At 57.4% G+C, this 15998-nt stretch carries 13 protein-coding genes; 5 read left to right on the top strand and 8 right to left on the bottom strand.

Annotated elements, in window-relative coordinates; genetic code table 11:
• Nucleotides 1-27: 27 nt before the first annotated feature.
• Complete coding sequence (locus RGV06_RS19770) at nt 28-372, bottom strand: phage holin family protein (protein ID WP_019827857.1); 345 nt, start codon at nt 370-372, stop codon at nt 28-30.
• Nucleotides 373-647: 275 nt separating this feature from the next.
• Nucleotides 648-1382 (bottom strand): LexA family transcriptional regulator, encoded by a 735-nt coding sequence (locus RGV06_RS19765; protein WP_322150986.1) that lies wholly within the window; start codon nt 1380-1382, stop codon nt 648-650.
• A gap of 189 nt (nt 1383-1571) precedes the next feature.
• On the opposite strand from RGV06_RS19765, the gene mutS reads away from it, so the two are divergent.
• Together mutS and fdxA are read left to right on the top strand one after the other, a co-directional pair.
• On the top strand, nt 1572-4151 hold the full coding sequence (gene mutS, locus RGV06_RS19760; protein WP_322150984.1) for a DNA mismatch repair protein MutS: 2580 nt from the start codon (nt 1572-1574) through the stop codon (nt 4149-4151).
• Between the two features lie 129 nt (nt 4152-4280).
• Complete coding sequence (fdxA, locus tag RGV06_RS19755; RefSeq protein WP_003443045.1) at nt 4281-4604, top strand: ferredoxin FdxA; 324 nt, start codon at nt 4281-4283, stop codon at nt 4602-4604.
• 247 nt (nt 4605-4851) lie between these two features.
• Here the strand turns inward: fdxA and RGV06_RS19750 are convergent, their stop codons facing one another.
• The 3 genes from RGV06_RS19750 to RGV06_RS19740 form a co-directional block, all read right to left on the bottom strand.
• Complete coding sequence (locus RGV06_RS19750; RefSeq protein WP_046809434.1) at nt 4852-5481, bottom strand: CoA transferase subunit B; 630 nt, start codon at nt 5479-5481, stop codon at nt 4852-4854.
• Nucleotides 5482-5483: 2 nt separating this feature from the next.
• Nucleotides 5484-6182 carry a CoA transferase subunit A gene (locus RGV06_RS19745; protein ID WP_019827861.1) on the bottom strand — a complete coding sequence of 233 codons (699 nt, stop codon included), beginning with the start codon at nt 6180-6182 and terminating at the stop codon, nt 5484-5486.
• Nucleotides 6183-6574: 392 nt separating this feature from the next.
• Nucleotides 6575-7231, bottom strand: coding sequence for a TetR family transcriptional regulator (locus RGV06_RS19740; RefSeq protein ID WP_019827862.1), 657 nt, complete (start codon nt 7229-7231; stop codon nt 6575-6577).
• A gap of 265 nt (nt 7232-7496) precedes the next feature.
• On the opposite strand from RGV06_RS19740, the gene RGV06_RS19735 reads away from it, so the two are divergent.
• Genes RGV06_RS19735 through RGV06_RS19725 form a run of 3 tightly spaced genes read left to right on the top strand, consistent with a single transcriptional unit; the run spans nt 7497 to nt 13255 of the window.
• Nucleotides 7497-8648: an efflux RND transporter periplasmic adaptor subunit gene (locus RGV06_RS19735; RefSeq protein WP_019827863.1), complete on the top strand. Its 1152-nt coding sequence runs from the start codon at nt 7497-7499 to the stop codon at nt 8646-8648.
• Between the two features lie 3 nt (nt 8649-8651).
• Nucleotides 8652-11807: an efflux RND transporter permease subunit gene (locus tag RGV06_RS19730; RefSeq protein WP_019827864.1), complete on the top strand. Its 3156-nt coding sequence runs from the start codon at nt 8652-8654 to the stop codon at nt 11805-11807.
• Nucleotides 11804-13255: an AdeC/AdeK/OprM family multidrug efflux complex outer membrane factor gene (locus RGV06_RS19725; protein WP_019827865.1), complete on the top strand. Its 1452-nt coding sequence runs from the start codon at nt 11804-11806 to the stop codon at nt 13253-13255. Before RGV06_RS19730 ends, RGV06_RS19725 begins: the two co-directional genes overlap by 4 nt.
• A gap of 150 nt (nt 13256-13405) precedes the next feature.
• On the opposite strand, the gene pcaC is transcribed toward RGV06_RS19725, so the two are convergent.
• From pcaC to RGV06_RS19710, 3 genes are read right to left on the bottom strand one after another with little or no spacing between them, the layout of a single operon-like run.
• A complete protein-coding gene (pcaC, locus tag RGV06_RS19720) occupies nt 13406-13798 on the bottom strand; it encodes a 4-carboxymuconolactone decarboxylase (protein WP_019827866.1) in 393 nt (130 codons plus the stop codon).
• 10 nt (nt 13799-13808) lie between these two features.
• Entirely contained in the window at nt 13809-14600 is a 792-nt protein-coding gene (gene pcaD, locus RGV06_RS19715) for a 3-oxoadipate enol-lactonase (protein WP_019827867.1), read from the bottom strand.
• Nucleotides 14601-14611: 11 nt separating this feature from the next.
• Nucleotides 14612-15964, bottom strand: coding sequence for a 3-carboxy-cis,cis-muconate cycloisomerase (locus tag RGV06_RS19710; protein WP_322150981.1), 1353 nt, complete (start codon nt 15962-15964; stop codon nt 14612-14614).
• Nucleotides 15965-15998: the final 34 nt, after the last annotated feature.

The raw sequence follows: 15998 nt of genomic DNA, 5'->3' as shown, positions 1-15998 counted from the left end.
CCATAACCTACACCAAATAAGGGTCTGTTATGGCTCGATCCGCGAGTCGCCAACCGAACCATCGACTCCAAGCCGCTTGGCGGCCCAGCGCTGATACAGACTGATGGCCGCATCCGCGCCGGCCAGCGCGGTCAGGCAACCCAATGCACCGGCCGCCAAAATCGACATCCCTGCCGAGTACAGCAGCATGAAGGTCGACACACCGCACACCATGCATGCCCCCGAACGCAGCGCCAGGCGCCGCATCAGCAACCATCCACTTGCTCCGTCCTTGTCCGCCCGCCACATCTCACCAAAAACACCGCCCACCAAGGCAAGAAGGATGACCAGTAAAACCGGCATTTCCAGCAAAACCTGCGGTTCATTAATCATGTCATCACTCCTGTGTCCTTATTGATAAACGCCAATTTATGGCCCGGGCTGTATAGCGGGCGCCCTCTGTTACGCCACATCCCTGCTTGAGTTACTTCGTGGACCGCCATGCAGCAAAGACTATTCATGTATGGATATACAGTCAATGCACCAATGCATATATTTATTCGGATGATTTCAGCAAGCCGGGCAAAGCCAACGATTACGGCGTGAATGGTCTTTTTGATGACCGAAAAAAACCCACTGACTTGTGGGTTTTTTCTTAAATGTAAGGGTTAGCGCGCGTACATGCCCCACCAAAACACATGGCCTAGGATCACAAGCTGTTCATCCTCCAGCTCGCTGTAGGCATAGTCTTCGTCGGGGAATTCATCACGATTGAAGCTGCGCAAACGGATCCCTCCCGCCAGGCGATAGAGTTGTTTGACCCGCAACTGACCATTGTGATTGACCGCATAGAGATCGCCATCAATGACCTCCTCCAGCGTGCGCTTGCCAGCATTGACCCCTACCGTAGCGCCATCGCGCAGAACTGGCAGCATGCTGTCACCGCGCACGGTCACGCATTTGGCCTGATCGAATTCCACACCGTTATGACGCAGGCTGCGTTTGCCGAAACGCAACCTGGCGCGCTCGCTCTCTTCAAGGGCAAAACGCCCGGAGCCCGCTGCCAGTTCGACCTGGCGCAAAAACGGAATGGACACTTCATCGTCCGCCACCGGGGTATCGTCGTCCCACAGGCAAATATCTCGCAGGTCAGGGTGATGCAAGCCGGCTTCTGACGCGGCAAACGTACAGAGGTCATCCCGACCACGCAGACGATCGGTACTGATGTGGAAGTACTCGGCGATTTTGGAGATATGTCTATCGGAAGGATCGATAATTTTGCCGCTCAAAATACGTGACAACGTGGGCTGCGGCACCCCAGTGCTACGGTGCAGCGCCATCGCGCTGATTCCGTGCCGGGCGAGCAGCTCTTTAAGGACAGTTGAAACAGTTCGTTTAGGCATGATGGCAATAGTGCTGACCGTGTTTAGTGTTGGCAAATGCTATTTCTTCTATTTATAGCAACGTGTCAGCTCACCCGGCGCACGCCTGTAGATGCAGGGTGCTGACATGTTAACCTTGCGCCCATTGCGAAACCCTCAGGCCACGGGCCTGCCTTTCCCCCACTTCTGAACGAATCCGCCTAAGCCCTGATGAGTAAAAATACTTCCGACCTGTCCAGCCACACGCCGATGATGCAGCAGTACTGGCGCCTGAAGAATCAGCACCCTGATCAGCTGATGTTCTACCGCATGGGCGACTTCTACGAAATCTTCTACGAAGATGCGAAGAAAGCCGCCAAATTGCTGGATATCACACTCACGGCACGTGGTCAGTCTGCCGGCCAGGCGATCCCGATGTGCGGGATTCCTTACCATGCAGCTGAAGGTTATCTGGCCAAGCTGGTAAAGCTTGGCGAGTCGGTGGTGATCTGCGAACAGGTCGGCGACCCGGCCACCAGCAAAGGCCCGGTTGACCGCCAGGTCGTGCGCATCATCACGCCGGGAACGGTGAGTGATGAGGCACTGATGGATGAACGCCGCGACAACCTGATTGCCGCCGTACTCGGCGATGAGCGCTTGTTTGGCCTTGCCGTTCTGGACATTACCAGCGGCAACTTTTCGGTGCTGGAGATCAAGGGCTGGGAAAACCTGCTGGCGGAGCTTGAGCGTATCAATCCGGTCGAGCTGATGATCCCGGATGACTGGCCACAAGGCCTGCCAGCCGAAAAGCGCCGTGGGGTTCGTCGCCGCGCGCCGTGGGACTTTGAGCGCGACTCGGCCCTGAAAAGTCTGTGCCAGCAGTTTTCGACCCAAGACCTTAAAGGCTTTGGCTGCGAAAACCTGACCCTGGCCATTGGCGCCGCCGGCTGCCTGCTCAGCTACGCCAAAGAAACCCAGCGCACCGCCCTGCCCCATTTGCGCAGCCTGCGTCATGAGCGCCTGGACGACACCGTCGTCCTGGACGGCGCCAGCCGACGCAATCTGGAGCTGGACACCAATCTGGCGGGTGGGCGCGACAACACCTTGCAATCGGTAGTCGACCGCTGCCAGACCTCGATGGGCAGCCGCTTGCTGACCCGCTGGCTGAACCGCCCGTTGCGTGACTTGAGCGTCCTGCTGGCTCGGCAGTCGTCGATCACCTGCTTGCTGGACGGCTATCGCTTCGAAAAGCTGCAGCCACAGCTCAAGGAAATCGGCGACCTGGAGCGTATTCTGGCCCGTATCGGCCTGCGCAATGCTCGCCCCCGCGACCTGGCACGCCTGCGGGATGCCTTGAACGCGCTGCCTGAACTGCAAGATGCAATGGTCGGACTCGAAGCGCCGCATCTGCAACAACTGGCAACGACCACCAGCACTTATCCCGAACTGGGAGCCCTGCTGGAAAAAGCCATCAACGACAATCCGCCAGCGGTGATCCGCGACGGCGGGGTATTAAAAACCGGTTACGACGCCGAGCTCGATGAGCTGCAGTCGCTGAGCGAAAACGCCGGCCAATTCCTGATTGATCTTGAAGCGCGAGAAAAAGCCCGCACCGGCCTCGCCAACCTCAAAGTCGGTTACAACCGGGTACACGGCTACTTTATCGAGCTGCCAAGCAAACAAGCCGAGCAGGCACCGGCTGACTATATCCGCCGCCAAACGCTCAAGGGCGCCGAACGCTTTATCACCCCGGAGCTCAAGGCTTTCGAGGACAAGGCCCTGTCAGCCAAAAGCCGTGCCCTGGCCCGCGAGAAGATGCTCTACGAAGCACTGCTCGAAGAAATGATCGGCCACCTTGCGCCACTGCAAGACACCGCCGCCGCACTGGCCGAGCTGGATGTACTGAGCAACCTGGCCGAGCGAGCACTGAACCTGGACTTGAACTGCCCACGTTTCGTGGACGAGCCGTGCATGCGCATCAGCCAGGGCCGCCACCCGGTGGTCGAGCAAGTACTGACCACGCCTTTTGTGGCTAACGATCTGGCGCTGGATGATGACACGCGCATGCTGGTGATCACCGGCCCGAACATGGGCGGTAAATCGACCTACATGCGCCAGACCGCATTGATCGTCCTGATGGCCCACATCGGCAGCTTTGTTCCGGCAGCCAGTTGCGAATTGTCGCTGGTTGACCGCATCTTCACCCGGATCGGCTCCAGCGATGACCTTGCGGGCGGCCGTTCGACCTTTATGGTCGAGATGAGCGAAACCGCCAACATTTTGCACAATGCCACCGATCGCAGCCTGGTGCTGATGGATGAAGTGGGTCGTGGCACCAGCACCTTTGACGGGTTATCGCTGGCATGGGCTGCGGCAGAACGCCTCGCCCAATTACGCGCCTACACCTTGTTCGCGACGCATTACTTCGAATTGACGGTACTGCCGGAGAACGAACCGCTGGTCGCCAACGTGCATCTGAGCGCGACCGAACATAATGAACGTATTGTGTTCTTGCACCATGTTTTGCCTGGGCCTGCTAGCCAGAGCTATGGCTTGGCAGTGGCACAACTGGCGGGGGTTCCAGCCAATGTGATCACCCGTGCCCGCGAGCATTTGAGCCGTCTGGAGACCACCAGTCTGCCCCACGAAGTACCGCGTCCGACACCCGGTAAAAAGTCAGCCCCCCAGCAAAGTGACATGTTTGCCAGCCTGCCTCACCCGGTGCTGGACGACCTTTCCAAGCTGGATCTGGACAACTTAACGCCACGTAAAGCACTTGATTTGCTCTACACATTAAAGACACGCCTTTAAAAGCTGCTAGAATCGCGCGCGGTTCGGGATGCTACTGACCTTTTAGCCTGGTCTGTAGATATCACTCCCGAACCCGGCGAACCCGTTCTGGAAGGGCTTCGCTGCCGCCGCCTGAGGAGAGAATTAGAAATGACCTTCGTCGTCACCGACAACTGCATCAAGTGCAAGTACACCGACTGCGTAGAAGTCTGTCCGGTGGACTGCTTTTACGAAGGCCCGAACTTCCTGGTGATTCACCCGGATGAGTGCATTGACTGCGCGCTTTGTGAGCCTGAATGCCCTGCACAGGCGATCTTCTCTGAAGATGAAGTCCCTGCTGACATGCAAGAGTTCATTCAGTTGAATGTTGAACTGGCTGAAATCTGGCCCAACATCACTGAAAAGAAAGACGCTCTGCCGGACGCGGAAGAGTTTGATGGTGTGAAAGGCAAGATCAAAGATCTGGAACGCTGATTCACGCTTAAGTAAAAAGCCCCGCGAGGGGCTTTTTGCGTATTTGACTCAGCGAAAACACTTTAAAACTAGAAGGCACTTGTCTTCGTAGCAACTGCCGAAGGAACGAGGCTGCGTCCGACTGCGAAGCAGTCGTAAAACCCTTTAACCTTGGCGCGTCAGGTACACCGCGCTCTGCGGATTTACGACGACTTCGTCGCCGAACGCAGCCTCGTTCCTACGGCAGCTGCTACAGGGTTCTTGGCTCCTAACCGTTGATTTCGCAACCGGTGGCCGCTTTCAGCTCATCAAGACTGACGCCCGCTGCCAGCTCAACCAGCTTGAGCCCCTGCTCAGTAACGTCCAGCACCGCCAGATCGGTGATGATCCGATCAACCACCCCCACGCCGGTCAGTGGCAAATCACACTGCTTAAGCAGCTTATGGGTGCCGCCTTTGGCAGTGTGCTCCATCAGTACCACCACGCGCTTGACCCCGGCCACCAGGTCCATCGCGCCGCCCATCCCCTTGACCATCTTGCCGGGGATCATCCAGTTAGCCAGGTCGCCCTTCTCGGAGACTTGCATTGCCCCCAGAATCGACAGATTGATATGACCTCCGCGAATCATCGCGAACGAGTCAGCGCTGTTAAAGAAGCTGCTGCCCGGCAAGGTCGTAATGGTTTGCTTGCCCGCATTGATCAGGTCAGCGTCGACTTCATCGTCAGCAGGAAACGGGCCAATACCCAGCAGGCCGTTCTCGCTTTGCAGCCACACGTCCATCCCCTCGGGAATATAGTTGGCCACCAGCGTAGGCAAACCGATGCCTAAATTGACGTAAAAGCCATCCTGCAGTTCTTGGGAGGCGCGCTGCGCCATTTCTTCACGAGTCCAGGCCATGATCAGGCGCTCCGCACAGTGCGATGTTCAATACGTTTTTCCGGGGTGGCGTTGAGCACCAGCCGCTGCACGTAAATTCCGGGCAAATGAACCTGATCAGGCTCGATCTCGCCAATTTCAACGATTTCTTCCACTTCTACCACGCACACCTTGGCCGCCATTGCTGCCAACGGGTTGAAGTTACGTGCAGTTTTGTTGAACAGCAGATTGCCGGACTTGTCGGCTTTCCAGGCCTTGACCAAGGCTACATCGGCGCGCAACGAACGCTCCATGACGTACCACTCGCCATCAAACTCACGGGTTTCCTTACCTTCAGCCACCAGCGTGCCGTACCCGGTCTTGGTGAAGAACGCCGGGATACCCGCCCCGCCCGCCCGCAGTTTTTCCGCGAGGGTACCTTGAGGGGTGAACTCCAGCTCAAGCTCGCCGGCCAGGTACTGGCGTTCGAACTCTTTGTTCTCACCCACATAGGAAGAAATCATTTTGCGGATCTGACGCGTCGTCAGCAGTTGCCCCAACCCGAAACCGTCAACCCCGGCGTTGTTGCTGATCACCGTCAGCTCGCGCTTGCCGGTGTCGCGCAAGGCAGCAATCAACGCCTCTGGAATCCCGCACAACCCAAAACCGCCCACAGCCAGGGTCATGCCGTCTTCGACCAGCCCCTGCAAAGCGGATTCAGCACTCGAGTAAATCTTGTTCACTTGTTATTCCTCGAATTCCCCACGACACACACCACCATCGCGGTCTGTTTGCTTTAGTCGAGAGAGGACAAACACGTTGGCAGTCGCCCGCTCCCCGATTTTGGCTGCTTTGGCATGTAGCCAAAGCGTCGCCCAAGTGTAGGGGAAGCAGACGCAGGAAGGGTGATTGAGAGAAAAAACCAAGAAAGATGTGGCCGCCCAAACACCACGAGACCTGTTTGACTTAGGTCTATTTACTGAAGGCTGTAGGGTGTTTCACTTAACGATAACAATTTAACTACAAAATACTTAGCTCGCTAACTTTAAACCCGCGAGCTAGACGTATATAAATGCCTTCTGCCATCAAATGGCCCGAAGGGCAAAATCTTCACTCGCCATATGGCTTGAGCCTACTAAACTCCCTTTCGGATATCGCCGCAGATTCGCAGTGTCGGGCTGAAACGCAACATATCCAGCCCAGTATCGACCCAGGACTCAGCTTCTTTATAAAGCTCGAAACTGTTGGGAACCAGCAGCCATTGTCCGAGAATTCCGTCGATATATGCATGCAAACAGATAGCAGCACGGCGTACATCCAGATTTGCAGGGAGTTGTTGACGGTGAAGGGCATTGCTCAGGGCAAGCTCGATCCTGCTGTTGCAATCGACCATCGCAACCTGGCGCTGAGCCCGTAAATCACACATTTCGTCAGTGAATTCGCACTTATGAAACAAAATTTCATTGATACGCCGGGTTTTTGGATCAGTGGCAACTTGGCGAAACAAATGAATCAACAGTTGGCGCATGCAGCCAAGCGGATCAACCTCGTTCTCGCTTTCACTGGCTTTGGCCATTTCATCCAACGGCTCATGCAAGCTGTCGAGCATCGCTTGAACCAGCTCGGCCTTGTTGTTGAAGTGCCAGTAAATTGCACCTCGGGTGACGCCTGCCAACGCGGCAATATCTGCCAGCGTCGTGCGCGCAACACCCCGTTCATAAAAGGCCTGCTCGGCCGCTTCGAGGATTTTGCTCCGGGTCTCAAGAGCTTCTTCTTTGGTACGACGCACCATGGCAATAAAAACCTCAATCAGGAGGATCCGGACCGCTACGATCACTCGTCCGGACCAACATCGGGTGGCGTTTGTTGTGCCTTATCCCGGTCTACTACATGCTTTAAAAATGGCCCTGTAGTACTAGGCGAGACACGCTCCCGCTATTTACAAACAGACACGAATGTAAGTATATTCCTTAGCAAGCTACTTATCCACCCGGAACAGCTTTCTTTACCCTTCCACTATTCTTGTGCGCTTTCGCGTGCCTGACCCGAGGATTTTCATGCAATTCAAGCCAGCTGTTACCGCTCTGGTTGCTGCCATCGCCCTAGCTTCGCTACTCAGCGGATGCAAAAAGGAAGAGGCAGCACCTGCCCCGCAAATCCCTCAGGTCGGCGTCGTGACGCTGAAAACCCAGCCTTTTACCTTGACCACCGACCTGCCGGGCCGCACCGCGTCCTATCGCTCGGCAGAAGTTCGCCCTCAGGTGAATGGCATCATCCTCAAGCGCTTCTTTAAAGAAGGCAGCGATGTAAAAATCGGCCAGCAGCTGTATCAAATCGATCCAGCCATCTATGAAAGCGCCGTACTGAGCGCCCGCGCCACTCTACAATCGGCCAAATCGCTGGCTGACCGCTACAAGCAATTGGTCGCAGAGCAGGCCGTAAGCCGTCAGGAATACGACAACGCCGAAGCCGCACGCCTCGAAGCCGAAGCCACGCTAAATACCGCCCAGGTCAACCTGCGTTACACCAAGGTTCTGGCACCGTTGACCGGCCGAATTGGTCGCTCGCTCTACACTGAAGGTGCATTAGTGACCAGTGGCCAGGCCAACGCATTGGCCGTGATCACCCAACTGGACCCAATCTACGTTGACGTAACGCAATCTTCAGTCGAAATGCTCGAACTGCGCCGCGATCTGGCCAGCGGCCGCCTGAAGAAAGCCGGTGAAAACGCCGCCAAGGTCAAGCTGACCCTGCCGGATGGCAGCGAATATGCGCAAGAAGGCCGTCTTGAGTTCTCCGAAGTATCGGTCGATGAAACCACTGGCTCCGTCACCTTGCGCGCAGTGTTCCCGAACCCTGACGAAATCCTTCTGCCGGGCATGTTTGTCCACGCACAACTGGAAGCAGGCATCGACAGCAATGCGATCCTGGCTCCTCAGATCGGCGTGACGCACAACCTCAAGGGCCAGCCAACGGCATTGATCGTGGGGCCGGACAACAAGGTTGAAATGCGCGTTCTGCAAGCTTCGCGCACAGTCGGCAGCGACTGGCTGGTAGAGAAAGGCCTGAACCCGGGCGACCGTTTGATCACTGACGGCCTGCAGTTCATCAAGCCTGGCATTGAAGTCAAGATCATGGATAAGCCACAAGGCGAAACCCCGGCATCTGCCCCGGCAACAGAAAAAGCTGCAGGCAGTAAAGGGGAGTAAACCATGTCGAAATTTTTTATCGACCGTCCGATTTTCGCTTGGGTAATTGCCCTGGTGATCATGCTGGTCGGGGCTCTATCGATCCTCAAGCTTCCGATCAACCAATACCCGAGCATCGCGCCACCGGCCATCTCTATCTCCGTGACCTACCCGGGCGCTTCGGCGCAAACCGTGCAGGACACCGTGGTTCAGGTGATCGAGCAGCAGCTCAACGGTATTGACCACCTGCGTTATGTTTCGTCTGAAAGCAACTCCGACGGCAGCATGAGCATCACCGCTACGTTCGAGCAAGGTACAGACCCCGACACCGCTCAGGTTCAAGTACAGAACAAGCTCAACCTGGCGACCCCACTGCTGCCTCAAGAGGTTCAGCAGCAAGGTATCCGCGTTACCAAGGCAGTGAAAAACTTCCTGATGGTAATCGGTGTGGTGTCTGAAGACGGCAGCATGAACAAGGACGATTTGTCGAACTACATCGTCTCCAACATGCAGGACCCGATTTCCCGTACCGAAGGTGTGGGTGACTTCCAGGTGTTCGGTGCCCAGTACGCCATGCGTATCTGGCTCGACCCGGCCAAGCTGAACAAGTACAACCTGACCCCGGTGGACGTTAAGTCGGCCATCAGCGCACAGAACGTACAGGTGTCCTCCGGGCAACTGGGTGGCCTGCCTGCCGTCAAAGGTCAGGAGTTGAACGCAACCATCATTGGTAAAACCCGTCTGCAAACCGCCGAGCAGTTCAAAAAGATCCTGCTCAAGGTCAACACCGACGGGTCCCAGGTTCGCCTGAGCGATGTGGCAGAGGTTGGACTGGGCGGCGAGAACTACAGCATCAGCGCACAGTTCAACGGCAAGCCGTCTTCGGGTCTGGCAATCAAGCTGGCGCCAGGCTCTAACGCCCTGGACACGGCAAAAGCACTGCACAAGACCATCGGCGACCTGGAACCTTTCTTCCCGCAAGGCATGAAAGTCGTTTACCCGTATGACACCACGCCAGTGGTATCGGCATCGATCAAGGGCGTCGTTGAAACCCTGGTTGAAGCCGTCGTACTGGTGTTCCTGGTGATGTTCCTGTTCCTGCAAAACTTCCGCGCCACCATCATCACCACGATGACGGTACCGGTTGTATTGCTCGGTACATTCGGCATCCTGGCCGCTGCCGGTTTCAGCATCAACACCCTGACCATGTTCGGCATGGTTCTGGCCATCGGCTTGCTGGTGGATGATGCGATTGTGGTGGTGGAAAACGTCGAGCGGGTAATGGCCGAAGAAGGCCTGCCGCCCAAGGAAGCCACCAAGAAATCCATGGAGCAGATCCAGGGTGCTCTGGTAGGTATCGCCCTTGTGCTGTCGGCGGTACTGCTGCCAATGGCCTTCTTCAGCGGTTCTACCGGTGTGATTTACAAACAGTTCTCGATCACGATCGTTTCGGCGATGGCCCTGTCGGTACTGGTTGCATTGATCTTCACCCCGGCGCTGTGCGCCACCATGCTCAAGCCTATCCAGAAGGGTGATCACGGCGAGAACAAGCGCGGATTCTTCGGCTGGTTCAACCGCACCTTCGACAGTGGCGTCAAGCGCTACGAAAAAGGTGTCGGCAGCATCCTTCGCCACAAGGCTCCGTACCTGCTGGCGTACGTACTGATCGTGGTCGGTATGGTGTTCCTGTTTACCCGTATCCCTACTTCCTTCCTTCCGGAAGAAGACCAGGGCGTACTGTTTGCACAGGTACAAACCCCCGCAGGCACCACTGCTGAACGCACTCAGGATGTAATCGACAGGATGCGCGAGTACCTGTTGAAAGAAGAGTCGGGAGCGGTGTCTTCTGTGTTTACCGTAAACGGCTTTAACTTCGCCGGTCGCGGTCAAAGCTCGGGCCTTGCGTTCATCATGCTCAAGCCTTGGGGCGAGCGAGATGCGGACAACAGTGTGTTTGCACTGGCTGCCCGTGCTCAGGCGCACTTCTCCACCTTCCGTGATGCAATGGTGTTCGCGTTTGCTCCGCCGGCAGTGATGGAATTGGGTAACGCCACTGGTTTTGACGTTTACCTGCAAGACCGCTCCGGTATCGGTCACGAGAAGCTGATGGCTGCCCGTAACCAGTTCCTGGGTATGGCTGCACAAAGCAAGATTCTGGCCGGCGTACGTCCAAACGGCTTGAACGATGAGCCGCAGTACCAACTGGAAATCGACGACGAAGCAGCTCGTGCCCTGGGCGTTGAGCTGAGCGACATCAACAACACCCTGTCGATCGGCCTGGGTGCCAGCTACGTCAACGACTTCATCGACCACGGCCGTGTGAAGAAGGTGTTCCTCCAAGGCGCCGCTGACTCGCGGATGAACCCGGAAGACCTGAAGAAGTGGTTCGTGCGTAACGGTGAAGGAACCATGGTGCCGTTCTCGGCATTCGCCAAAGGCAAATGGATCTACGGTCCTCCGAAGCTGTCGCGTTATAACGGCGTAGAAGCGATGGAAATCCTCGGTTCTCCGGCTCCGGGCTACAGCAGTGGTCAAGCCATGGCCGAAGTCGAAGCCCTGGCGAAAAAGCTGCCGGCGGGTGTTGGTATTTCCTGGACGGGGCTGTCATTCGAGGAACGTCTATCAGGTTCGCAAGCACCTGCTCTGTACGCTATTTCCTTGCTGATGGTCTTCCTGTGTCTTGCCGCACTGTACGAAAGCTGGTCGATCCCGATTGCAGTCATGCTCGTGGTACCACTGGGTATTATCGGTGCACTTATGGCAACCAGCCTGCGGGGGTTGTCCAACGACGTGTACTTCCAGGTGGGCTTGCTTACGACCATCGGTCTGGCATCGAAAAACGCCATTCTGATCGTCGAGTTCGCCAAGGAACTGCATGAACAGGGACGAACATTGTCGGAGGCTGCGATCGAGGCGTGCCGCATGCGTCTGCGTCCGATCATCATGACCTCGCTGGCGTTTGTACTGGGTGTGATCCCGTTGGCCATTTCCTCGGGCGCAGGCTCGGGCAGCCAGCACGCTATTGGTACGGGTGTTATCGGTGGCATGATCACCGCAACCGTACTGGCCGTGTTCTGGGTACCGCTGTTCTTTGTGGCCGTATCGTCCATTGGCAGCAAAAAAGAGTCGAAGACGAAAGTGGATCTGACTAAAACTCCAAACCAAGAGGCTGGCCAATGAGCAAGTCGCTTCTCGCAGTAGCTGTCGCAGCGTTTACGCTGGGCGGCTGCTCGCTGATCCCCGACTACCAGCGCCCTGAAGCGCCGGTAGCGGCGCAATACCCGCAAGGCCCGGCCTACTCGCCAACCGAGGCGGCCAATAAGGCCGCTGCAGAACAAGGCTGGCGTCAATTTTTCCATGACCCGGCGCTGCAGCAGCTTATTCAGACGGCTTTGGTGAACAACCGTGACCTGCGAGTCGCGGCGCTGAACATTGACGCTTATGCCGCGCAGTACCGCATCCAGCGTGCTGACCTGTTCCCGGCCGTCTCGGCCACGGGCAGCGGCAGCCGTCAGCGCACTCCGGCACGCATGTCGCAAACCGGCGAATCGGGTATCACCAGCTCTTATTCGGCAACCCTTGGGGTCAGCGCCTACGAACTGGACTTGTTCGGCCGGGTTCGCAGTCTTAGCGATCAGGCACTGCAGAACTACTTTGCAACCGAAGAAGCCCGACGTTCCACCCAGATCAGTCTGGTGGCCAGTGTCGCCAATGCCTACCTGACCTGGCAGGCTGACAAAGAGCTGCTGAAACTGACCGAAGACACCCTCAAGACGTTCGATGAGAGCTACAAGCTCACGTTGCGCAGCAATGAAGTGGGTGTGGCCTCGGCACTGGATCTGAGCCAGTCACGTACCTCGGTGGAAAACGCCAAGGTCCAGCTGGCCAGGTACACCCGTCAGGTGGCTCAGGATCAGAACAGCCTGGCACTGCTGCTGGGTACCACCATCCCGGACAACCTGCCTGCGGCCAAACCGCTGGCAGCCGACCTGTTGAGCGAAGTACCTGCTGGCTTGCCATCGGACCTGCTGCAACGTCGTCCGGACATCCTGGAGGCCGAACACAAGCTGTTGGCCGCCAACGCCAACATCGGCGCGGCACGTGCAGCGTTCTTCCCCAGCATCAGCCTCACGGCCAATGCAGGGACCTTGAGCCCTGACCTGTCGGGGCTGTTCAAGGGCGGTTCGGGTACCTGGCTGTTTTCGCCGCAGATCAACCTGCCGATCTTTAACGCAGGGGCTTTGCGCGCCAGCCTGGACTACTCGAAAATCCAGAAAGAAATCACCGTTTCTCAGTACGAGAAAACGATTCAGACCGCTTTCCAAGAAGTCTCTGACGGCCTGGCTGCGCGTCAGACCTACAACCAGCAGTTGCAGGCACAAACCGATTTCGTCAACGCCAACCAGGATTACTACCGGTTAGCCGAACGTCGTTATCGGATTGGCATCGACAGCAACCTGACCTTCCTTGATGCCCAGCGCTCGTTGTTCAGCGCGCAGCAATCACTGATCACCGATCGTCTTTCGCAGCTGACCAGTGAAGTCACGCTGTACAAAGCATTGGGTGGCGGCTGGTTCGAACAAACCGGGCAAGACCGCCCTGTTTCGGATCAACCACCGAAGGCGTGATGCGTATCGGTTAAACAACAAACCCGCCTTTTGGCGGGTTTGTTGTTTATGACCCTGAGGGAGCGAGCTTGCTCGCGATGGCATCACCTCGGTTTGCCTGGCAAACCGTGTAGCCTGCATCGCGAGCAAGCCCGCTCCCACATGTATCTATTAAACCCGCGACTCAACCCCCAATTCATCCCACACCGACTCTGCCAGGTGGAACGTGGCATTGGCTGCCGGGATGCCGCAGTAAATGGCGCTCTGCATAATCACTTCCTTGATCTCGGCACGGGTCACTCCGTTGTTTGCTGCCGCTCGCAGGTGCAGTTTGAGCTCTTCATTGCGGTTCATGCCGATCAGCATGGCAATGGTGATCAGGCTGCGGGTATGGCGTGGCAAACCGGGGCGGGTCCAGATATCACCCCAGGCATGGCGGGTGATCATTTCCTGGAACTCGCTGTTGAATTCGGTCAGGGCGTTGAGGCTGCGATCGACATGGGCATCACCCAGCACTGCACGGCGTACTTGCATGCCTTCGTCGTAACGTTGTTTTTCGTCCACAAAAAATCCCTCAGACCGCTGACAAAAATTGCAGCACGCGCTGGCTGAACGCATCGCCCGCCTGCACGTTGGACAGGTGCGCGGCATAAAATTCGGCGTACTGCGCGCCTCGCACCTGTTCCTGAATGAAATGGCTGCCCGAAGGCGGCGTGACCGCATCTTCAGTGCCCGCAATCACCAGCATGGGCACTTCTATGGCTCCCAGCTGATCGCGAAAGTCTGCATCGCGCACAGCAGCACAGTTGGCTGCGTAACCCTGTGGCGAAGTCGCGGCGAGCATGTCGGTTATACGCTTGGCCTGCCCGGGATTGGCCTGGGCAAAATCAGGGGTAAACCAGCGTGCAATCGATGCATCACGCAGCCCGGCCATCGCCTGCGCGCCGTCTCGCAATACCATTTCAATTCGCGGGTCCCATACCGAAGGCTCGCCAATTTTGGCCGCGGTGTTGCACACCACCAGCTTGTGCAAGCGAGCACCGGCATTGATGCCCAGCCACTGGCCAATCAAGCCGCCCATCGACAGCCCGCAAAAATGCGCCCGCTCGATATTCAGGGCATCCAGCAGCGTCAACACATCACCGCCCAGTTGCTCGATGCTGTACGGGCCCTCGGTTACCAGAGACTGGCCATGACCACGGGTGTCGTAACGCAACACCTGGAAATGCTCGGCGAATGCCGGAATCTGCGTATCCCACATCCCCAGATCAGTCCCCAGAGAGTTGGACAACACCAGCACCGGCGCACCTTGCGGGCCCTCCAGCCGGTAATTGAGTTCACCTTCAGCGAGTTGTACACGTCCCACGAGCTTCTCCTTTAGAGGACCAACGCAAAATGTTCAGCCCGCGCACGCTCGACCCACGTCGTCGCCTGGCCAAGGTAATGGGCCGGATCAAGCAAGCGATCCAGCTCGTCTGCATTCAGATGTGCAGTGATTTCAGGCTCATCGCCCAAGACCGCACGCAAATGGCGCTGTTCAGCCACCGCACGTTTGCAGCACTGCTCCAGTAGATAGTGCGCCGTTTCGCGCCCTACTCGCTGGGCCAGGACGATGCTCACCGCTTCGGCCAGCACCAGCCCGTGGGTCAGGTCAAGATTGCGTGTCATGCGCTCGCTGTCCACTTCCAGCCCTTGGGCAATGTTCAGTGCCTGAACCAGCGCACCGGACACGACACAGCAAATCTGGGGCAAGGTTTCCCACTCGGCATGCCACAGGCCAAGGCTGCGTTCGTGCTCCTGGGGCATGGCGCTGAACAGGATGCTCAGTAAGCCTGGCACCCGTGTCGCGGCACTGATCAACACTGCGCAGCCCACAGGGTTGCGCTTGTGCGGCATGGTCGAAGAACCGCCCTTGCCCGGCGCTGACGGCTCAAATACTTCGGCGGCCTCGGTCTGCATCAGCAGGCTGATATCGCGACCGATTTTGCCAAGCCCCCCGGCGATCAATCCAAGAGCCGCGCCGAACTCCACCAGACGATCACGCTGGGTATGCCAAGGCTGCTCAGGCAGGTTCAGGCCCAACTCATTGGCCAGCGCCTGTGCCACCGGCATCGCCTGATCGCCCAAGGCCGCCAGGGTGCCCGAAGCACCACCAAACTGCAGGCACAGCAAACGCGGCTTCAGTTCGTTAAGGCGCTGGCGGTTACGGGTGACGGCACCCAGCCAACTGGCAATCTTCATCCCCAACGTGACCGGCGTGGCCTGCTGCAACCAGGTGCGTCCGGCCAAAGGCGTAGTGGCATAGCGCTGAGCCTGGTCGGCGAGGATGTCCGCCAATTGCGTCAAGTCACGCTCGATCAGCCCCAGAGCGGTCCGCAATTGCAGCACAACACCGCTGTCCATCACATCCTGACTGGTTGCGCCCAGGTGTACGTAACGCTCGGCTTCGGGCGCGGTGCTGGCAATCTGTTTGCCCAAGGCTTTGACCAGCGGAATCGCCGAATTACCGGCACTGACGATTGCCAGGCCCAACGCTTCGAAATCGTAGAGTTCAGCTCGACACGCCGCCTGAATAGGCGCGACCGCAGAGTGAGGAATCACCCCAACCCCGGCCTGCGCCCGGGCCAGAGCCGCTTCGACGTCAAGCATGGCCTGCACCCGGCCATGGTCGCTAAAGACCTCGTCCATGGCCTTGGCCGTAAAGTACGCATCGAAAAGCTGATGACTCATAAACCTTCCTTAGAAGGCGCGCGCCACCGATGGC

It is taken from the genome of Pseudomonas sp. CCI3.1, assembly GCF_034313985.1.
Taxonomy (GTDB): domain Bacteria; phylum Pseudomonadota; class Gammaproteobacteria; order Pseudomonadales; family Pseudomonadaceae; genus Aquipseudomonas; species Aquipseudomonas psychrophila.
This window is presented reverse-complemented; position numbering and strand designations above follow the sequence as displayed.

What these genes read in the sequence shown, in the direction of transcription:
- fdxA (WP_003443045.1), top strand. Translation starts at nt 4,281, where the DNA reads ATGACCTTCGTCGTCACCGACAACTGCATCAAGTGCAAGTACACCGAC.
- RGV06_RS19725 (WP_019827865.1), top strand. Translation starts at nt 11,804, where the DNA reads ATGAGCAAGTCGCTTCTCGCAGTAGCTGTCGCAGCGTTTACGCTGGGC.
- mutS (WP_322150984.1), top strand. Translation starts at nt 1,572, where the DNA reads ATGAGTAAAAATACTTCCGACCTGTCCAGCCACACGCCGATGATGCAG.
- RGV06_RS19710 (WP_322150981.1), bottom strand. Translation starts at nt 15,964, where the DNA reads ATGAGTCATCAGCTTTTCGATGCGTACTTTACGGCCAAGGCCATGGAC.
- RGV06_RS19740 (WP_019827862.1), bottom strand. Translation starts at nt 7,231, where the DNA reads ATGGTGCGTCGTACCAAAGAAGAAGCTCTTGAGACCCGGAGCAAAATC.
- RGV06_RS19765 (WP_322150986.1), bottom strand. Translation starts at nt 1,382, where the DNA reads ATGCCTAAACGAACTGTTTCAACTGTCCTTAAAGAGCTGCTCGCCCGG.
- RGV06_RS19730 (WP_019827864.1), top strand. Translation starts at nt 8,652, where the DNA reads ATGTCGAAATTTTTTATCGACCGTCCGATTTTCGCTTGGGTAATTGCC.
- RGV06_RS19735 (WP_019827863.1), top strand. Translation starts at nt 7,497, where the DNA reads ATGCAATTCAAGCCAGCTGTTACCGCTCTGGTTGCTGCCATCGCCCTA.
- RGV06_RS19750 (WP_046809434.1), bottom strand. Translation starts at nt 5,481, where the DNA reads ATGGCCTGGACTCGTGAAGAAATGGCGCAGCGCGCCTCCCAAGAACTG.
- RGV06_RS19770 (WP_019827857.1), bottom strand. Translation starts at nt 372, where the DNA reads ATGATTAATGAACCGCAGGTTTTGCTGGAAATGCCGGTTTTACTGGTC.